We start from the raw sequence: 16779 nt of genomic DNA on the forward strand, positions 1-16779 counted from the left end.
TCAAACGCGATCCCTGCAGGAGTGAGCTTGCTCGCGATGCCTTCGGTACAGCCAACACACTTTCATCGTCTGTCACGGCCAATCGCGAGCAAGCTCACTCCTACAAGGGGTGGAGCATCAAGCCGTCAGTTCGCGGGCTCTTCCAGGTTGTATTTCTTCAAGAGCGCAGCGTATTCGCCGGATTTTTTGGTCTCGTCGAAGGCCTTGAGCAGCGCCTGATACAGCTCGTCATTGCCCTTCTTCACGTAGATGCCGAGCGTTTGCTGATAGATCGAATGCTCGGTGCTGACCACCACGCGGCCCTTGGTGCGTTCGGCGATCATGCCGGCGGCGCCGTCGATCTCCACTTGCGCCTGAACGTTGCCCGACAGCAGCGCCTGGGTCACTTCGGGTGCCGACGGGAATTCGCTGACGGCGACCGGGCCTTTGCCCTTCGGCACGCAGTATTCGGCGGACAGCTTGTTGAACTGGGTGACCCACGTGGTGCCTTTTTCCAGGCCGATTTTCAGCCCGCACAGGTCTTCCGGCACCTTGGGTTTGAGCGGACTGTCCTTGAGCACCATGATCGCCGCGCCGGTTACAGCGTAGGGAATGGTCTGTGCCTGGGTCTGGCGCTCCGGCGTGATGTACATGCCCGAAATGATCGCGTCGTAGTGCCCGGCATTGAGGCTGAGGATCAGGCTGGAGAACTTGGTGTCGACGAACTCCGCTTTGAGGTCCATGTGCTTGGCGAGCAGGCGCGAGAGGTCAGGGTCGGCACCGACGACGTTCTTCTTCTCGTCGTAGGATTCGAATGGGGGGTAGGTGATCTCCATGCCAACCTTGAACTGCCCGGGCGTCACGGTGGTGGCAGCTTGTGCGGCCGTGGCAGCCAATAACGACGCGCCGAGCATGGCGGAGGCAAGCACGGTCAAGCGGACAGCAGTGTTCAAAGTGTTGCGCATCGTCGGTGACTCCACGTCAGGAAGGTAGGGCTGGGTGTGCTGGGTATTCGGGTGATGCAGGGCGCCGTATCGCATCACGATACGTCCTGTGTCTGATTCTTCAGATGGCCGAAGCTCGACGGCTTGCGCGCCTTTTCGTACAGCTTGAGTTCGCCGTTCTCGACCTTGCGCCGCAGGTACTGGTAGGTCTGCAACGCCTGACCGAACATATGCTCGCCGATGGTGATTTCTTCGTAGTCGGCAGTGCCCTTGTCGAACTGCGGAAGGGGCTTGATCTGGGTGTGAAAGTCACAGGCGAAGAACAGCGGAAACGAATAGCGCTCTTCGCTGACCGTGCGTACCCGATGAGCCGTAGCAACGAACGTACCAGCGGTCATGACCTCCAGCATGTCGCCGATGTTGACCACAAACGCGCCCTCCACCGGTGGCGCGTCGATCCACTGCCCGAGGTCGTTCATCACTTCCAGCCCGGGCTTGTCGGCCAGCAGCATGGTGAAGCACTCGTAATCGGTGTGCGCACCAATTCCGGGCGCATCTTGGGCGGCGCCGTCGAACGGGTAATGAATTAGTCGCAGCTTCGACGGCGGACGGGTGACCATCGCCTCGAAGTAGCCTTCCTCCAGGCCCAGCGCCAGCGCAAAGCCGTCGAACAGGCGGCGGCCCAAGGCAAATACCGCCGCGTAATACGCTTCGACCGCAGGGCGAAAGCCGGGCAAGTCCGGCCACTCGTTAGCGCCGATGAGCGGGGTTTTAGCGATCACCAGTGGGTCGTCATCGCCCACTTCATAACCGATATCAAAGGCCTCTTTATGGTCTGGCTTGCCCTTGGCGTAGACCTCTTCGCCCTCGGGCACGAAGCCTTTGTGGCTGCGCGACGTGCCGATGTAGTGCTGCATTTTGTAGTCAAGCGACTGGGCGAACAGGTCCTTGGCCGCCTGACGCAGTCCGTCGATCAACGACGGAGCGATGCCGTGATTCCTGACGTACAGAAAGCCCACTTCCCGCGCCGCCTTGCCCAGTTCGTCGGCGACGGCCTGACGCAGTGCGATGTCGGGGCTGAACAACCCCGCGATATCGACCACCGGAATACTGCTGAAATTGGCGACCTTCGGGGCTGCCGCGTGCGACGGATCTGGCATGACGAAACGCTCCTTATCGGCTTGTTGTGTGGGTGAAGCGCTGGAAATGTTCGCGTTCGGTCCGGCCCATCCACAGGTTCAGCGACCAGAGATCGGCCACCGGCACATTGGTGAAGGGCAGATGATGCAGATAGCCGTCGGCGCCGAATTCAGGCGTCATCGTGCTGACCTGATAACCGCGGGCCTGCTGGGATGTCCACACGGCTTCCCAGTGCTGCTGATGGAAAGCCAGCTCTCGGGCGTACTCGGGGGCAGCCGGATGAGGGACTTGCGGACCCTGGTCGTAACCGACCCGAGCCTGAATGTGATGGACGCGTTCGACAAACGCGCTGAGGTCGTCTTCCGGGTCGTCGAGCAAACGCTCGCAGGTGACGATCCAGTGGCTGATGTCGCTGGTGAAGCGTAGATCGGGCAGTTGGCGGATCAGCTCAAGGGTGACCCACGGATTGAACAGCGAGCGGGCGCGATGGGTTTCGAAAGTGACGGTCTGCCCGTGCTTGCGCGCCACCTCCAGTGCCCGACCGAAGAAGTCCACCTGCTGTGGCAATTGCCAGCGGTCGTTGCCGGCCAGCACGTTGACGAAGCGCGGCGCCAGTTCGGTTGACCAGGCGAGCTTCTGTTCCAGATCGGTGAGGTGTTCCGCGGTGGTCGCTGATTGTTCCGGGAGGACGTCGTAGGCGGTGAAAACGGTGGCGATGTAAGGCACGTGATTGGCGCGTAGGAAGGCACCGAATTCCGCACGCTCGACAGGCGTCAGTGGCAGGCGTGCTTCCATGCCGTCGAATCCGGCTTCCAGCAGCTCATCCAGCGCCTGGGCCTTGCTGGCGCGATAGCCCCAGAGCGTGCGGAAGATTTCCAGTTTCATCGAGCGTCCTCAAAGATTGCAGCAAGCGGCTGACGTGTGACCCGAGACAGGGCTCCGCCGCGGCGCGGGCCGAAACGGGGTACAGCGGCAGTCACATCAGAAAAGGCAATCTTCGGGCCGTGTCTCTACTGGACGGGCTCCTTTATTGCGGCCGATCTTAGATTCGGCCGATGAACGGGAAGAATAGGAAAGCTCAAATGCATAGTTCAGAGATTTCTGAACTATGGTCGGGAGGTGCGAGGTAGACGCAGACTTCAGGCATGCGACGTTCATGGGAGCGAGCTTGCTCGCGAATAGGTAGGAACATCCACCGCATCTTCAGCGCCTGATCTGCCGCATTCGTGAGCAAGCTCACTCCCACAGGATCGCGCTTCATCCGCAGGCAAGTTGGGCGCTACCCCTACCTGCAGCCGACTTTTCGTTCAATCCACAAACGTCATCCGTTCCGTCTTGCCCAGCAGAAACCCCTGATTGCGCTCGGTCGCCTCACGGATGTAATCCCACAGCAACGTAATCCGCTTGAGCTTCCTCAAATCCTCGCGGCAATACATCCAGAACTGCCGCGTGATATCCACCTCACTTTCCAGCACCGGCAACAGCCGAGCATCCTGTGCCGCCAGAAAGCACGGCAGGATCGCCAGCGCTCGTCCCTGCAACGCGGCGACGTATTGGGCGATGACGCTGGTGCTGCGCAGGGTGGCGTGGGCGCCGGGGAGGAGGTTGCTGAGGTAGAGCAATTCCGAGCTGAAGGCCAGGTCGTCGACGTAGCTGATGAACGGATGGTCGGCGAGGTCTTCGGTCTTGTGGATCGGCGTGTGATTGTCGAGATACTCCTGAGTGGCGTAGAGCCTCAGGCTGTAGTCGCACAGCTTGCAGCACACGTAAGGCCCGTGTTCCGGACGCTCCAGCGCGATGACGATATCGGCCTCGCGCTTGGACAGGCTGATGAAGTGCGGCAGCGGCAGGATGTCCACCGAAATGGCAGGGTACGTGTCGGTGAAGTGACTGAGTTGCGGGGTGATGAAGAAGCTGCCGAAGCCTTCGGTGCAGCCCATGCGCACGTGCCCCGACAACGCGACGCCGGAGCCGGAAACCTGCTCGCAGGCGATGTGCAGCGTGCTTTCGATGGACTCCGCCGCGCCGAGCAATCGTTGGCCTTCCGCCGTGAGGATGAAGCCGTTATTGCGGGATTTTTCGAACAGCAACGTGCCCAGTGAAGTTTCCAGCGAGCTGATCCGGCGCGACACAGTTGTGTAGTCCACCGCGAGGCGTTTGGCCGCGGAACTGGCCTTGCGCGTGCGCGCCACTTCGAGAAAAAACTTCATGTCATCCCAGTTCAGCGCGCTCAGGGACGTGATGTTTTTGTGCATGTTGAACCTGCTTTTATGTGCGTTCTTATTAGAAGTTTGCACATCTATACTCCGAAGCGCGGCCGGATCCAACCTGCCCGTCAACGCCTGTTGCAGCAGCTGAAACCAACGAGGTAACGCCCCGGCAAATCGCCCCATCCCACATGCCATAACACCCTGCACAACAATAAATAAGCGGAGGAGTTTATGAAGAACGCTATTACGGCGGACGCTGGCGCACTCAATGCCGGCCCCGTAAAAAACGCTCGATCCTACCGGCTTGCCGGCGCGGCGAGCATGGCTGGCACGACCATCGAGTGGTACGACTTTTTCCTCTACGGCACCGCTGCCGCACTGATCTTCAACAAGATCTTCTTCCCTGCACTGGACCCGATCATTGGTGTGCTGGCGGCGTTCGCCACCTACGCCGTGGGCTTTCTTGGCCGGCCACTGGGCGGCATCGTGTTCGGCCATTTCGGCGACAAGATCGGGCGCAAGTCCATGCTCCTGTTCACCCTGATGCTGATGGGCATTCCGACCATCATCATCGGCCTGATTCCCACCTACGAACAGATCGGCTACTGGGCTGCGGTGCTGCTGGTGGCGATGCGGTTTCTCCAGGGCATGGCGGTCGGCGGCGAATGGGGCGGGGCGGTGCTGATGGCCGTCGAACATGCGCCCGAGGGCCGCAAAGGTTTCTACGGCAGCCTGCCGCAAACCGGCGTTGGTGCCGGGCTGGTACTAGCCTCGCTGGCGATGGGCATGGTTGCCAAATTGCCGGAGGCCGACATGCTCAGTTGGGGCTGGCGGATTCCGTTTCTGGCCAGCGTTGTGCTGCTGGGCGTGGGCTGGCTGATTCGCTTGAAAGTCCCGGAGTCGCCCGATTTCGAGAAGCTGAAAAAAGACAACATCGCCGTCAAGGTGCCGCTGTTCAAAGTGTTCCGCGAGCACCCTAGAGAAACCCTGACCATCATCGGCGCGCGCACCGCTGAGAACGCCTGGTTTTACATGTCGGTGACCTTCGCCCTGGCGTACGCCGCCAACCAGTTACTCATCCCCCGTGCCGACGTGCTGAGCGCGATCACCGCTGGCGCTGCGCTTTCTCTTGTGACGATGCCGCTGTGTGGACATCTGTCCGACAAGGTCGGTCAGAAACGTTTGTATTTCGCCGGGCTTTTGCTGCTCTGCGCCTTCGTCTATCCGTTCTTCGCCATGCTCGGCACCCGCGAACCGCAGATGGTGTGGTGGGCGATGGTGCTGGCGGTGGGCGTGGTGTTCCCGATCCTGTACGCGCCGGAATCCCTGTTATTTGCTCGCCAGTTCCCGGCGGAAATTCGCTACAGCGGCATCTCTGTCTCGGTGCAGTTGGCGGGCGTGTTGGGCGGCGGATTTGCCCCGATGATCGCCACGCAATTACTGGCCATGGGCGGCGGCAGTCCGCACTACGTGATCGTCTACCTGATCGGCATGGCGCTTGTGGCATTGGTCTGCACCGCGCTGATGAAGCGCGATCCGCCTCGCCATCGCGCAGCCTGAATCGACTTTTTTTCAGCGCGCTCAAGCAGGCGCGCTGCCTTGAATGGAGCAATGGCAATGAACGTGTCACTGAACAAAAACAACACCACCGTGGCCCGCGTGAAGCTGCTGATCGGCGGCGAATGGGTTGAGTCGCAAACCACCGAGTGGCTCGACGTGGTCAACCCCGCCACCCAGGAAGTGCTGGCCCACGTGCCGTTCGCCACGGCCGCTGAGGTCGATGCCGCCGTCGCCGCTGCGCAGAAGGCATTCACCACCTGGCGGCACACGCCGATTGGCGCCCGTATGCGCATCATGCTCAAGCTGCAGGCGTTAATCCGGGAACACTCCAAACGCATCGCCGTGGTGCTCAGCGCCGAACAGGGCAAGACGATTGCGGACGCCGAGGGCGATATCTTCCGCGGCCTTGAAGTGGTCGAGCACGCATGCTCCATCGGCACGCTGCAGATGGGCGAATTCGCTGAAAACGTCGCCGGCGGCGTCGACACCTACACCCTGCGTCAGCCCATCGGCGTCTGCGCAGGCATCACGCCGTTCAACTTCCCGGCGATGATTCCGCTGTGGATGTTCCCCATGGCCATTGCCTGCGGCAACACCTTCGTGCTGAAACCGTCCGAGCAGGATCCGATGTCGACGATGCTGCTGGTGGAGCTGGCCGTCGAAGCGGGCGTGCCGGCGGGCGTGCTCAACGTTGTGCATGGCGGTAAAGAAGTGGTCGATGGGATTTGCACCCACAAGGACATCAAGGCGGTTTCCTTCGTCGGCTCGACGGCAGTGGGCACTCACGTTTACGAGCTGGCCGGCAAACACGGCAAGCGTGTGCAGTCGATGATGGGCGCCAAGAACCATGCCGTTGTGCTGCCCGATGCCAATCGCGAGCAGACCCTCAACGCACTGGTCGGCGCCGGTTTCGGTGCGGCGGGTCAGCGCTGCATGGCGACGTCGGCGGTGGTCATGGTCGGCGCGGCGAAGCAGTGGATTCCCGATCTGAAGGCGCTGGCGCAGAAGCTCAAGGTGAACGCGGGCAGCGAGGCGGGCACCGATGTCGGGCCGGTGATTTCCAGGCGCGCGAAACAGCGGATTCTTGATCTGATCGAGAGCGGCGTTCAGGAAGGGGCCACCCTTGAGCTGGACGGGCGGGGCATCACGGTGGCGGGTTTTGAGGAGGGCAACTTCGTCGGGCCGACGCTGTTCACGGGCGTGACCACCGAGATGCAGATCTACACTCAGGAAATCTTCGGGCCGGTGCTCGTGGTGCTGGAAGTCGACACGCTGGATCAAGCCATTGCGCTGGTCAACGCCAACCCGTTCGGCAACGGCGTCGGGCTGTTCACCCAGAGCGGTGCGGCGGCGCGCAAATTCCAGAGTGAAATCGATGTGGGTCAGGTCGGCATCAATATCCCGATTCCCGTGCCGGTGCCGTTCTTCAGCTTCACCGGTTCGCGCGGTTCGAAGCTGGGAGATCTGGGGCCGTACGGCAAGCAGGTGGTGCAGTTCTACACTCAGACCAAGACCGTCACCAGCCGCTGGTTCGATGACGACAGCGTGAATGACGGGGTGAACACGACGATCAATTTGCGTTGAGTGCGACGCGCTTTAAGCGGGCGCGCGTGTCGCCGGTGGCACTGGAACTGAACAAGGAGAACAACCATGAAAATCGCATTCATCGGCCTGGGCAATATGGGGGCGCCGATGGCGCGGAACCTGATCCGTGCCGGGCATCAGCTGCATTTGTTCGACCTGAACCAACAGGTGCTGGCCGAGCTGGCCGAATTGGGCAGCCGCATCAGTGAGTCGCCCAAACATGCTGCTCAGGGTGCCGACCTGGTCATTACCATGCTCCCGGCGGCAGCCCACGTTCGCGCGGTTTATCTGAATGAAGACGGCGTATTGGCTGGCATCAGCGCAGGCGTTCCGGCGGTGGACTGCAGCACCATCGATCCACAGACTATCCGCGATGTGGCGGCCGCAGCGGCGAAACAAGGTGTGGTGGTCGGCGATGCGCCGGTGTCGGGCGGGACGGGCGGGGCGCAGGCCGGGACGCTGACGTTTATGGTTGGCGCCAGCCTGGAACACTACACCGTGCTCAAGCCGATCCTTGCGCAGATGGGTCGCAACATCGTCCATTGCGGCGATGTCGGCACCGGGCAGATCGCCAAGATCTGCAACAACATGCTCTTGGGCATTTCCATGATCGGTGTGGCAGAAGCCATGGCGCTGGGTAATAGCCTGGGCATCGACACCGGCGTGCTGGCGACCATCATCAACAGCTCGACCGGACGCTGCTGGAGCTCGGAAATGTACAACCCGTGGCCCGGCGTCGTGGAAACCGCCCCGGCGTCGCGCGGTTACACCGGAGGGTTTGGCGCAGAGCTGATGCTCAAGGACCTGGGCCTGGCAACCGAGGCCGCCAAAGCCGCGCGCCAACCCGTGATCATGGGCGCGCTGGCGCAGCAGCTGTATCAGGCGATGAGTTTGCGCGGTGATGGCGGCAAGGATTTCTCGGCGGTGGTTCAGGGTTACATCAAGAAGGAAAACTGAGGGTGCACGCCCCGCCCTCTTCCCGGCTAAAGCCGGTCCCACAATGTGCACGCGGTCAGTCAGTGGGACCGGCTTCAGCCGGGAAGAGGCCAGCACCAACACAGCAATTTCGCGGTGTGACATCCGATGCCTTGCCGGCTAAAGCCGGTCCTACAATGTGCACGCGGTCCCACTAAATGCACGCAGTCCCACCGAGAACTAACCCCGCGGGCCGCTGTAATCCTTGGCCCACTGCTCTTGCGCCACCAGGTGCTGTTTAAACCGCGCGATCTGTTCGGCGACTCGCACCGGCGACGTACCGCCCCAGCCGCTGCGCGCTGCCAGTGCAGCTTCAAGCGTCAGGCTCTCCAACACCTCCGGCGTCAGGCGCGGGTCGGTGTCGGCGAGCATCTTTGGCGTCAGCTCCGGCAGCCCGATGTCCTGCGCCTCGCACAGCTGCACCAGTTGCCCGGTGATCTCATGGGCTTCCTTGAACGGCACACCGCGAACGGCCAGCCAGTCGGCGATTTCCGTCGCCAGGGTGAACCCCAAAGGTGCCTGCCGCAGCAATTCGTCCTTGCGCACCTTCATGGTTCGAACCATGCCGGCGAAGGCGGGCAGCACCAGATTCAGCGTGTCCAAAGCGTCGAAGATGGCGTGCTTGTCTTCGCTCAAATCCCGGTTGTACGACAGCGGCTGCGCCTTGAGCACCGACAGAATCGCCGTCAGCGAACCGATCAAACGGCCGGATTTACCCCGGGCCAGTTCGGCGATGTCCGGGTTCTTCTTCTGCGGCATGATCGAGCTGCCAGTAGCGTAGGCATCATCCAGCTCGACCCAGCGAAACTGCCGCGATGTCCAGATGCAGAACTCCTCGGCCATGCGCGAAATATTGATCCCCAGCATGCTCGCGCAGAACAGAAACTCGGCCACGTGATCGCGGCTGGCGACGGCGTCGATGGAGTTCTCACACGGCCCGGCGTAGCCCATTTCCGCCGCCGAACGTTGCGGGTCGCGGGCGATGGCGGAACCGGCCATGGCGGCGGCGCCGAGGGGCGACAGATTGAAGCGCTCATCCCAATCCTGCAGGCGCTGGATGTCACGATGAATTGCCTGGGCGTGGGCCATCAAGTGATGACCGAACACGATTGGCTGCGCTTGCTGCAAGTGGGTGAAACCCGGCGCGATGGTCTCGATATGCGCTTCGGCCTGGCCGACCAACGCCTGCTGCAAATCCAGAATCGACAGGGTCAGCACGCGAATCCGGTCACGCAAAAACAGCCGCATGTCATTGGCTGTCTGATCGTTGCGCGACCGCCCGGCGCGAAGCTTCCCGCCCAGTGCGCCAAGGCGTTCGGTAAGCAGGCGCTCGATGAAGGTGTGCACGTCCTCGTCGGCGGGAATGGGCTGAATCGTGCCGGCGGCAAAATCCTCGTCAATCGATTGCAGCGCGTCGATGATGCGGCGGGTTTCGTCGGCGTTCAGCAAACCGGCGCGCTCAAGCTCGTGGGCGTGGGCCTTGGAGCCTGCCACGTCATAAGGCGTCATGCGGAAATAGACGGCGGGCGAGCGTGACAGGTTGGCCATCGCTTCGGCTGGCGCTGATTTAAAGCGCGCGCCCCACAGACGCTCAGTTGCATCAGACATATGCATTCCCCCTCAAACACGTGATTGCTGGCGAGCCAGGCGTCGGCGACGTCAGGGGATCCTAGGAAAAACCGGCTGCCGGTGAAACGTCACAAATGGCAAGTCGGGTTGGCAGAAATGGAAAGCTGCCTGGTTCGGCCTGAGCCGAAGCGTGGTGCCGACTATTTTTCTGTTACCGCAGGTGCCCGAATGTGTTGAAGTGGCGCCGATTGCAACGCCCGATGTTTCCCCTCGTCGACCTTTTCGCAGGATGCGCCCATGACTGATTTTCTATCGCTCTATCAGAACCTTGGTTGGACCTTGTCGGCGCTGGTGCTGCTGACGTTTCTGCTGGCGGGAACGGTCAAGGGCGTGATCGGCATGGGGCTGCCGACGGTTGCGATGGGCTTGCTCGGCGCGATGATGCTGCCGACCCAGGCGGCCGCGCTGCTGCTGATTCCCTCGACGCTGACCAACTTCTGGCAGTTGGCAACCGGCGGGCATTTGCGAGGACTCTGTACGCGGTTGTGGCCGCTGCTGTTGATGATCGTCATCGTCACGCTACTCGGCTCATACGCACTGGGCCTCGGCAACGGGCACGGCATGGCGAGGGCGCTGGGCGGCGCGCTGTTTGTCTACGCGCTGTGCGGCTTGTTTCTGCCGACGCTCAACGTGCCGCCCGCTGCCGAGCGCTGGCTCGGGCCGTTGTGCGGATTTATCACCGGCATGGTCACCTCGGCCACCGGCGTCTTCGTGATTCCGGCGGTGCCCTACATCCAGGGCCTGGGGCTGGATCGTAATGAACTGGTGCAGGCGCTGGGGCTGTCGTTCACTGTCTCGACCCTGGCACTGGGTGTTGGTCTGTTCTGGAACGGCGCAGTGGGCAGCGCTGAAATGGGCGCCTCGTTGCTGGCGCTGATTCCCGCGTTGCTCGGGATGATGTTCGGTCAGTGGCTGCGTCAACGGATCAGCGCGCTGGTGTTCAAGCGGATGTTCTTTATCGGCATGGCCCTGCTGGGCGCGCACCTGATGATCGCAGGCTGATTACGCGGCGTTCGGCTCGGATTCACGCTGCCGTTCTATCAACATAAATTCATCAATAGCCGCCTGACTCGTGATTCAGGCGCAAATGTATTTTGCCCGTCTGTGGCTTATTCCCGTCTCGTCCGCCAGATATTCTGCCGTCCATTCCAATTGAAGACCCTCAATCCAGTACCGCAGAGCCGCGGGCTGCATTGACGACGGACGAGGCTTGATATGAAAAAAGTACTGTTTCTCAACGGCGGCAAACAATTTGCGCACTCCGATGGCCGCTACAACACCACGCTGCATGAAGCCGGCCTGGCGCTGCTGGACCGTGCCGGTTTTGAAGTACGACAGACCTTCATCGACGGCGGCTACGACGTGGCCGAAGAAGTGCAGAAGTTTCTCTGGGCTGACGTGATTATCTGGCAGATGCCGGGCTGGTGGATGGGGGCGCCGTGGACGGTGAAAAAGTACATCGACGAAGTGTTCACCGAAGGTCACGGCAGCCTGTACGCCAACGACGGTCGCACCCGTTCCGATGCCTCCCAGCGTTATGGCAGCGGCGGCTTGCTGCACGGCAAGCAATACATGATTTCGGCCACCTGGAATGCGCCGCAGCAAGCGTTCGACGACCCGGCCGACTTCTTCGAAGCCAAGGGCGTGGATGCCGTGTACTTCCCCTTCCACAAGGCCAACCAATTCCTGGGCATGACCGGCCTGCCGACCTTCCTGGCGGTGGACGTGATGAAGATGCCGAATGTGGAAGCAGACGTGAAGCGGTATGAAGCGCATCTGGCCTCGGTGTTCGGGATCTGAGAAGCGAGAAGCGAGAAGCGAGAAGCGAGCTACAAGCTTCAAGCGGCAAGCGGCAAGCTCACGGCGTACGGCTTTTAGCGCCTGGCTTGCAGCTCAGGGCTTGTAGCTTGCCGCTCTTGCCAGCAAGCGCGCTAATATCCGGTCTCTTGTGAGCGGGAGACAACAGTGAAGGCCAGGTCGGATGAGTTGCAGGTGTTTGTGACGGTGATCGAAAGCGGCTCGATTTCCGCTGCGGCCGAGCAGGTCGGGCAGACGCCTTCGGCCATCAGCCGCACGCTGTCGCGACTCGAAGGCAAGCTGGGCACGACGTTGATCAATCGCACCACGCGGCGCATGGACCTGACCGAGGAGGGCAAGTATTTCCTTGAGCGGGCCAGGCAGATTCTGGATCAGATGGAAGAGCTGGAAGAGCGCATGTCGGTGCGCCAGCAGACGCCCTCTGGCCGTTTGCGGATAAACGCGGCGTCGCCCTTCATGCTGCATTCCATCGTCCCGTACGTCGCCGAGTTTCGCGCGCTGTACCCGGACATCCAGCTGGAGCTGAACAGCAACGATCTGATCATTGATCTGCTGGAACAGAGCACCGATGTGGCGATCCGTATTGGCGTGCTGGCCGATTCCACCCTGCACGCCCGGCCTCTTGGCAGCAGCCCGCTGAACATCCTCGCCAGCCCTGAATACCTCGAAAAGCACGGCACGCCGAAAACCGTTGTAGCGCTGAGCGAGCATTCGCTGCTCGGCTTCACCCAGACCGAAACCCTCAACCACTGGCCGTTGCGCCACGCGGACGGGGACCGGCTGTTCATTCAGCCGACGGTTTCGGCCTCCAGCGGCGAGACGTTGCGCCAGTTGGCGTTGGCGGGTGAGGGCATCGTGTGCCTGTCGCACTTCATGACCCACGAAGACATCCGCCAAGGGCGCCTCAACGTCATCCTGCCTCAGGCCAATAGCGGCTATCGCCAGCCGATCCACGCCGTTTACTACCGCAACTCGCAGCTGGCGTTGCGGATTCAGTGCTTTCTGGATTTCATTCAGGAGAAACTGGCGGTGTACGCCGCCTGACGCGTCACGCCTCGCCCACCCCGCTGAACTCCGCCCGCAACATCTCCACAAACGCCTCCCGCGCCGGGTGATGCTCGGCGTTCTCGTGCCAGTAAAACAGGTTGTCGATGGAGGTCAGTTCAGGGAATTCATAACCGACCCAGCCCGAGCCTTTCCGGTACTGCTCGAAAACCCCCTTGGGCACCAGCGCCACGCCTGCCCCGGCGCTGACGCAACCGACGATGGTGCCGTAATTGGCGATGCTGACGATGGGCTGAGTCTGGCCGTCGTTCTGCAACCATCGCTCCAGCGCTGCGCGATAGGGGCAGCCTTCGGGCCACATGAAAATCGATTTGCCCTGCAGATCCGCCGCGCTGCGAATCGGCCCCAACGACTCGGCGGCAATCAGCACCAGATCCTCCCGGTACATCGACGTGCGCTTGAGCCGTGGGCGTTTGACATCGATGGCGACGATGGCGCCATCGAGTTTCTGGTTGAGCGTCGCGTCGAGCAGTTGCGTGCCGGTGCCCGTTGTAAGCTCCAGTGACACCTGCGGATAACGCGCATGAAAGCGCGCCAGCAGTCGCGGCAGCCGCGCCGTGGCCGAAGATTCGATGGCGCCGATGCGTAACGGCCCGGATGGCGCGGCGTCCGGGTGCACCGCGCGTTTGGCTTCGTCGGCCAGGCTCAGCATCTTGCCGGCGTAGGTGAGAAAGATTTCTCCCGCCGCACTGATGCGCAAACCGCGACCCTGACGGTAGAACAGCTCGGTGCCAAGCTCTGTTTCAAGCGCCTTGATCCGTGCGGTGATGTTCGATGGCACGCAATGCAAGACCTCCGCCGCGCGGGCAATGCTGCCGGTGTCGACGACAGTCTTGAACATGCGAATCTGGGCCAGTTCCATTCATCACCCATAGTGAGGAGTTGCGTCATTATTGTTCGGTTGTGGTGAGCATAGGTTGTTTCGATACTCGCAGCCATGGGCAAGCGCCGGGCTTGTCGGCAGGAGTATCGAGATGAGCGTGGTGGCTGAACCCGTTTGCAAGTCGGAGACGACGGTTAGTGCTGCAGTGCCTTGGCAAGGGGTGAAAGTCGCCCTTGCCACTTTCTTCGTGGTTGCTTGCTGGGGCTTCTCGCCGACCGGCATTCGCATCGGTTTGCAGGCCTATGAGCCGGGGCATCTGGCGCTGCTGCGCTTTCTGATCGCGTCGGTGTTCATGCTGTTAATCGCCTCATCGCAACGCATCGCGTTACCGCGCCTGAAAGATCTGCCGTTGCTCGCGGTGCTGGGTTTCTTCGCCGTCAGCCTGCATCACATCGCCCTCAACTTCGGCCAGGCCGGCGTGACTGCCGGGGCGTCGAGCGTGCTGGTTCAGTCGACACCCCTGTTCACCGCGCTGCTGGCGCATTTCGTGTTCAAGGAGCGGGTCAGCGCCTGGCGTTGGGGCTGTGTGGCGCTCGGGCTGGTGGGCGCCGCAATTGTCGTCACTGGTGATCGCGGCATTGGCCACATGGATGCGCGCGGGCTGCTGATCCTGGTGGCGGCGTTTTCCTGGAGCGTTTATTTCTCATTGCAGAAGCGTCACAGCCACCGGTACGACGGCCTGACCATGGTCTGTTACACGGTCTGGGCGGGTACGGTGTTCCTGCTGGTTTACCTGCCGGGGCTGATCGGCGAAATCGTCAACGCGCCGATGCGGGTCAATGTGGCGGTGGGCGTATTGGGGCTGTTCCCCAGCGCGCTGGCGTATCTGGCCTGGGCGTACGTCTTGAAGCACATGGACGTCAGCCGCGCCTCGATGAGTTTGTACCTGACGCCGCCTATGGCCATCGCCATTGCGTCGGTGATGCTGGGCGAGTTGCCTTCACAGCGGGTGATCGTCGGGTCGATTGTGGTGCTGGCGAGCGTGTTGGCGCTCAATCTGCGGCGGGAGAGGGCGGTGGTGTTTCCCGTTCGGGATGAACCTGAACGTGCCCCGGTTTAGGCGCTTGGCCGTTTGCGTTTGCGCCAAGTTTCATCATTAATGTGCAGCCGGACCGTTAGTCTCTTCAGCCTCCAGACAGCCCATCAGTTCCAAGCTGTCGCATTTGCCATCAAGGAAGCCCCATGCGTGCAGTGACCCTGAAAACCCTTGCCCTGTCGGTGATCTTCGCCGCGAGTTCGCCAGTGTATGCCGTGGTGCTGGAAGGCGGCGCCGTTGCGGCCCCGGACCAATACGGTGCCCAGGTCGCTGCGCAGATTCTGAAAAAGGGCGGCAACGCCGTCGACGCTGCCGTTGCCACAGCGTTCACCCTGGCGGTCACTTACCCCGAAGCGGGCAACATCGGCGGCGGTGGCTTCATGACCCTGTTCATGAACGGTCGGCCGTATTTTCTCGACTACCGCGAAGCCGCGCCGAAAGCCGCCACGCGCAACATGTACCTGGACGACAAGGGCGAGGTCATCCCGGGCATGAGTCTGGTGGGCGCACGTGCCTCGGGCGTGCCCGGCACGGTAATGGGGCTGTGGGAAGCGCATCAGAAATTCGGCAAGCTGCCGTGGGCCGAGCTGCTGACGCCGGCCATTGGTTATGCCAAAAACGGCTTCAAGGTCGCCGACAAGCAGTACATGTACGGCGCCGAAGCCATCAAACAGCTCAACGGCAAAACCAATTTTGCGGATTACTTCGGCGACATGAAGACCGGGGAGACCTTCCGTCAGCCGGAGCTGGCCAAGACCCTGGAACGCATCGCCAACAAAGGCGCCAACGAGTTTTATCAGGGCCAGACGGCCGATCTGCTGGTGGCGCAGATGCAGCACGACAACGGCCTGATCACTAAAGAGGACCTGCAGGATTACAAGGCGGTCTGGCGCAAGCCGCTGCACGTGAATTTCAACGGCAACACGCTTTATACCGCGCCGCTGCCCAGTTCCGGCGGCATAGCGCTGGCGCAATTGATCGGCATGAAGCAGCTGCTTGCCGATGACTTCAAAGACGTGCCGCTCAACTCGGCGCGCTATATCCATCTGCTCGCTGAAATCGAAAAACGCGTGTTCGCCGATCGCGCCAACTACCTGGGCGATCCGGACTTTTCCGTGGCGCCGGTGAATCAGCTGACCGATAACGCCTATCTGGCCAAGCGTGCCCATGAGGTCAACCCGACGGCGATTTCGCCCACGGAAAACGTAAAGGCCGGGCTTGAATCCCACCAGACCACGCACTTCTCCATCGTCGATGCCAAGGGCAACGCGGTCAGCAACACCTACACCCTGAACTGGGATTACGGCAGCGGCGTGGTGGTGAAGGGCGCAGGCTTTTTGCTGAACGACGAGATGGATGATTTCAGCTCCAAGCCCGGCGTGGCCAATGCGTTCGGTGTGGTGGGCGGGGATGCCAATGCCATTCAGCCCGGCAAGCGCATGTTGTCGTCGATGAGCCCGAGCCTGGTCACCCGCGATGGTGCGGTCACGCTGGTGCTGGGCACGCCGGGTGGCTCACGGATTTTCACCACGGTGTTTCAGGTGCTGAACAACCTCTATGACTTCCACATGCCGCTGAAAGACGCCGTCGCGGCGCAGCGGGTTCATCACCAGTTGCTGCCGAAAGACACGATCTACACCGAGAAATTTGCACCGCTGGCCGCACCGGTGGCTGACGAGCTGACGGCCATGGGTTACACGCTGAAGGACCAGGGCTGGTCGATGGGCAATGTGCAGGCGATCAAGATCGACGGCACAAAGGTCGAAACCGCGTCCGATCCCCGTGGGCGGGGTGTGGGGATGGTGGTGAAGTGAGGGCGTGATCGCTGCGATCGTTCCCACGTTCCGCGTGGGAATGCCCGAATTGTCACAGAACCATTGTGGGAGCGAGCTTGCTCGCGAATGCGTCAGTTCAGGCTACTAAAACTGTCTGTCATGCCGCTTTCGCGAGCAAGCT

The 16779-nt window shown here is 61.5% G+C and carries 14 protein-coding genes; 8 read left to right on the plus strand and 6 right to left on the minus strand.

Annotated elements, in window-relative coordinates; translation table 11 throughout:
• Positions 1-125: 125 nt before the first annotated feature.
• The 4 genes from QMX88_RS24650 to QMX88_RS24665 all read right to left on the minus strand — a co-directional run bounded on the left by QMX88_RS24650 (position 126) and on the right by QMX88_RS24665 (position 4318).
• Entirely contained in the window at positions 126-944 is an 819-nt protein-coding gene (locus QMX88_RS24650) for an ABC transporter substrate-binding protein (protein WP_065990249.1), read from the minus strand.
• A gap of 74 nt (positions 945-1018) precedes the next feature.
• On the minus strand, positions 1019-2083 hold the full coding sequence (locus tag QMX88_RS24655) for an isopenicillin N synthase family dioxygenase (RefSeq protein ID WP_282372863.1): 1065 nt from the start codon (positions 2081-2083) through the stop codon (positions 1019-1021).
• A gap of 13 nt (positions 2084-2096) precedes the next feature.
• Positions 2097-2948: a sugar phosphate isomerase/epimerase family protein gene (locus QMX88_RS24660; protein WP_192170649.1), complete on the minus strand. Its 852-nt coding sequence runs from the start codon at positions 2946-2948 to the stop codon at positions 2097-2099.
• 422 nt (positions 2949-3370) lie between these two features.
• Entirely contained in the window at positions 3371-4318 is a 948-nt protein-coding gene (locus QMX88_RS24665) for a LysR family transcriptional regulator (RefSeq protein WP_282372865.1), read from the minus strand.
• A gap of 186 nt (positions 4319-4504) precedes the next feature.
• Between QMX88_RS24665 and QMX88_RS24670 the strand changes: the two genes are divergently transcribed.
• The 3 genes from QMX88_RS24670 to mmsB all read left to right on the plus strand — a co-directional run bounded on the left by QMX88_RS24670 (position 4505) and on the right by mmsB (position 8374).
• Complete coding sequence (locus tag QMX88_RS24670; RefSeq protein ID WP_282372867.1) at positions 4505-5833, plus strand: MFS transporter; 1329 nt, start codon at positions 4505-4507, stop codon at positions 5831-5833.
• Between the two features lie 57 nt (positions 5834-5890).
• Complete coding sequence (locus QMX88_RS24675) at positions 5891-7417, plus strand: CoA-acylating methylmalonate-semialdehyde dehydrogenase (protein WP_282372868.1); 1527 nt, start codon at positions 5891-5893, stop codon at positions 7415-7417.
• Positions 7418-7483: 66 nt separating this feature from the next.
• Entirely contained in the window at positions 7484-8374 is an 891-nt protein-coding gene (mmsB, locus tag QMX88_RS24680) for a 3-hydroxyisobutyrate dehydrogenase (RefSeq protein WP_282372869.1), read from the plus strand.
• Positions 8375-8572: 198 nt separating this feature from the next.
• On the opposite strand, the gene argH is transcribed toward mmsB, so the two are convergent.
• Positions 8573-10000 carry an argininosuccinate lyase gene (argH, locus tag QMX88_RS24685; RefSeq protein WP_282372871.1) on the minus strand — a complete coding sequence of 476 codons (1428 nt, stop codon included), beginning with the start codon at positions 9998-10000 and terminating at the stop codon, positions 8573-8575.
• Positions 10001-10258: 258 nt separating this feature from the next.
• On the opposite strand from argH, the gene QMX88_RS24690 reads away from it, so the two are divergent.
• The 3 genes from QMX88_RS24690 to QMX88_RS24700 all read left to right on the plus strand — a co-directional run bounded on the left by QMX88_RS24690 (position 10259) and on the right by QMX88_RS24700 (position 12883).
• Positions 10259-11023: a sulfite exporter TauE/SafE family protein gene (locus tag QMX88_RS24690; RefSeq protein ID WP_282372872.1), complete on the plus strand. Its 765-nt coding sequence runs from the start codon at positions 10259-10261 to the stop codon at positions 11021-11023.
• Positions 11024-11236: 213 nt separating this feature from the next.
• Complete coding sequence (locus tag QMX88_RS24695) at positions 11237-11821, plus strand: NAD(P)H-dependent oxidoreductase (RefSeq protein ID WP_282372873.1); 585 nt, start codon at positions 11237-11239, stop codon at positions 11819-11821.
• Positions 11822-11986: 165 nt separating this feature from the next.
• Positions 11987-12883 carry a LysR family transcriptional regulator gene (locus tag QMX88_RS24700; RefSeq protein ID WP_282372875.1) on the plus strand — a complete coding sequence of 299 codons (897 nt, stop codon included), beginning with the start codon at positions 11987-11989 and terminating at the stop codon, positions 12881-12883.
• Positions 12884-12887: 4 nt separating this feature from the next.
• On the opposite strand, the gene QMX88_RS24705 is transcribed toward QMX88_RS24700, so the two are convergent.
• Positions 12888-13766: a LysR family transcriptional regulator gene (locus QMX88_RS24705; protein ID WP_282372876.1), complete on the minus strand. Its 879-nt coding sequence runs from the start codon at positions 13764-13766 to the stop codon at positions 12888-12890.
• Between the two features lie 112 nt (positions 13767-13878).
• On the opposite strand from QMX88_RS24705, the gene QMX88_RS24710 reads away from it, so the two are divergent.
• Both QMX88_RS24710 and ggt read left to right on the plus strand, forming a co-directional pair.
• The gene (locus tag QMX88_RS24710) at positions 13879-14847 is read left to right on the plus strand and encodes a DMT family transporter (RefSeq protein ID WP_282372877.1); all 969 of its coding nucleotides are present in this window, start codon (positions 13879-13881) and stop codon (positions 14845-14847) included.
• Positions 14848-14969: 122 nt separating this feature from the next.
• On the plus strand, positions 14970-16637 hold the full coding sequence (ggt, locus tag QMX88_RS24715) for a gamma-glutamyltransferase (RefSeq protein ID WP_282372878.1): 1668 nt from the start codon (positions 14970-14972) through the stop codon (positions 16635-16637).
• Positions 16638-16779 lie beyond the last annotated feature (142 nt).

The sequence above is a fragment of the Pseudomonas sp. PS02290 genome (assembly GCF_029960075.1).
In the GTDB taxonomy this organism is placed as follows: domain Bacteria; phylum Pseudomonadota; class Gammaproteobacteria; order Pseudomonadales; family Pseudomonadaceae; genus Aquipseudomonas.

Excerpts from the sequence above, each read along its gene's own strand:
- QMX88_RS24650 (WP_065990249.1), bottom strand. The coding sequence starts at position 944 with ATGCGCAACACTTTGAACACTGCTGTCCGCTTGACCGTGCTTGCCTCC.
- QMX88_RS24655 (WP_282372863.1), bottom strand. The coding sequence starts at position 2,083 with ATGCCAGATCCGTCGCACGCGGCAGCCCCGAAGGTCGCCAATTTCAGC.
- QMX88_RS24660 (WP_192170649.1), bottom strand. The coding sequence starts at position 2,948 with ATGAAACTGGAAATCTTCCGCACGCTCTGGGGCTATCGCGCCAGCAAG.
- QMX88_RS24665 (WP_282372865.1), bottom strand. The coding sequence starts at position 4,318 with ATGCACAAAAACATCACGTCCCTGAGCGCGCTGAACTGGGATGACATG.
- QMX88_RS24670 (WP_282372867.1), top strand. The coding sequence starts at position 4,505 with ATGAAGAACGCTATTACGGCGGACGCTGGCGCACTCAATGCCGGCCCC.
- QMX88_RS24675 (WP_282372868.1), top strand. The coding sequence starts at position 5,891 with ATGAACGTGTCACTGAACAAAAACAACACCACCGTGGCCCGCGTGAAG.
- mmsB (WP_282372869.1), top strand. The coding sequence starts at position 7,484 with ATGAAAATCGCATTCATCGGCCTGGGCAATATGGGGGCGCCGATGGCG.
- argH (WP_282372871.1), bottom strand. The coding sequence starts at position 10,000 with ATGTCTGATGCAACTGAGCGTCTGTGGGGCGCGCGCTTTAAATCAGCG.
- QMX88_RS24690 (WP_282372872.1), top strand. The coding sequence starts at position 10,259 with ATGACTGATTTTCTATCGCTCTATCAGAACCTTGGTTGGACCTTGTCG.
- QMX88_RS24695 (WP_282372873.1), top strand. The coding sequence starts at position 11,237 with ATGAAAAAAGTACTGTTTCTCAACGGCGGCAAACAATTTGCGCACTCC.
- QMX88_RS24705 (WP_282372876.1), bottom strand. The coding sequence starts at position 13,766 with ATGGAACTGGCCCAGATTCGCATGTTCAAGACTGTCGTCGACACCGGC.
- QMX88_RS24710 (WP_282372877.1), top strand. The coding sequence starts at position 13,879 with ATGAGCGTGGTGGCTGAACCCGTTTGCAAGTCGGAGACGACGGTTAGT.
- ggt (WP_282372878.1), top strand. The coding sequence starts at position 14,970 with ATGCGTGCAGTGACCCTGAAAACCCTTGCCCTGTCGGTGATCTTCGCC.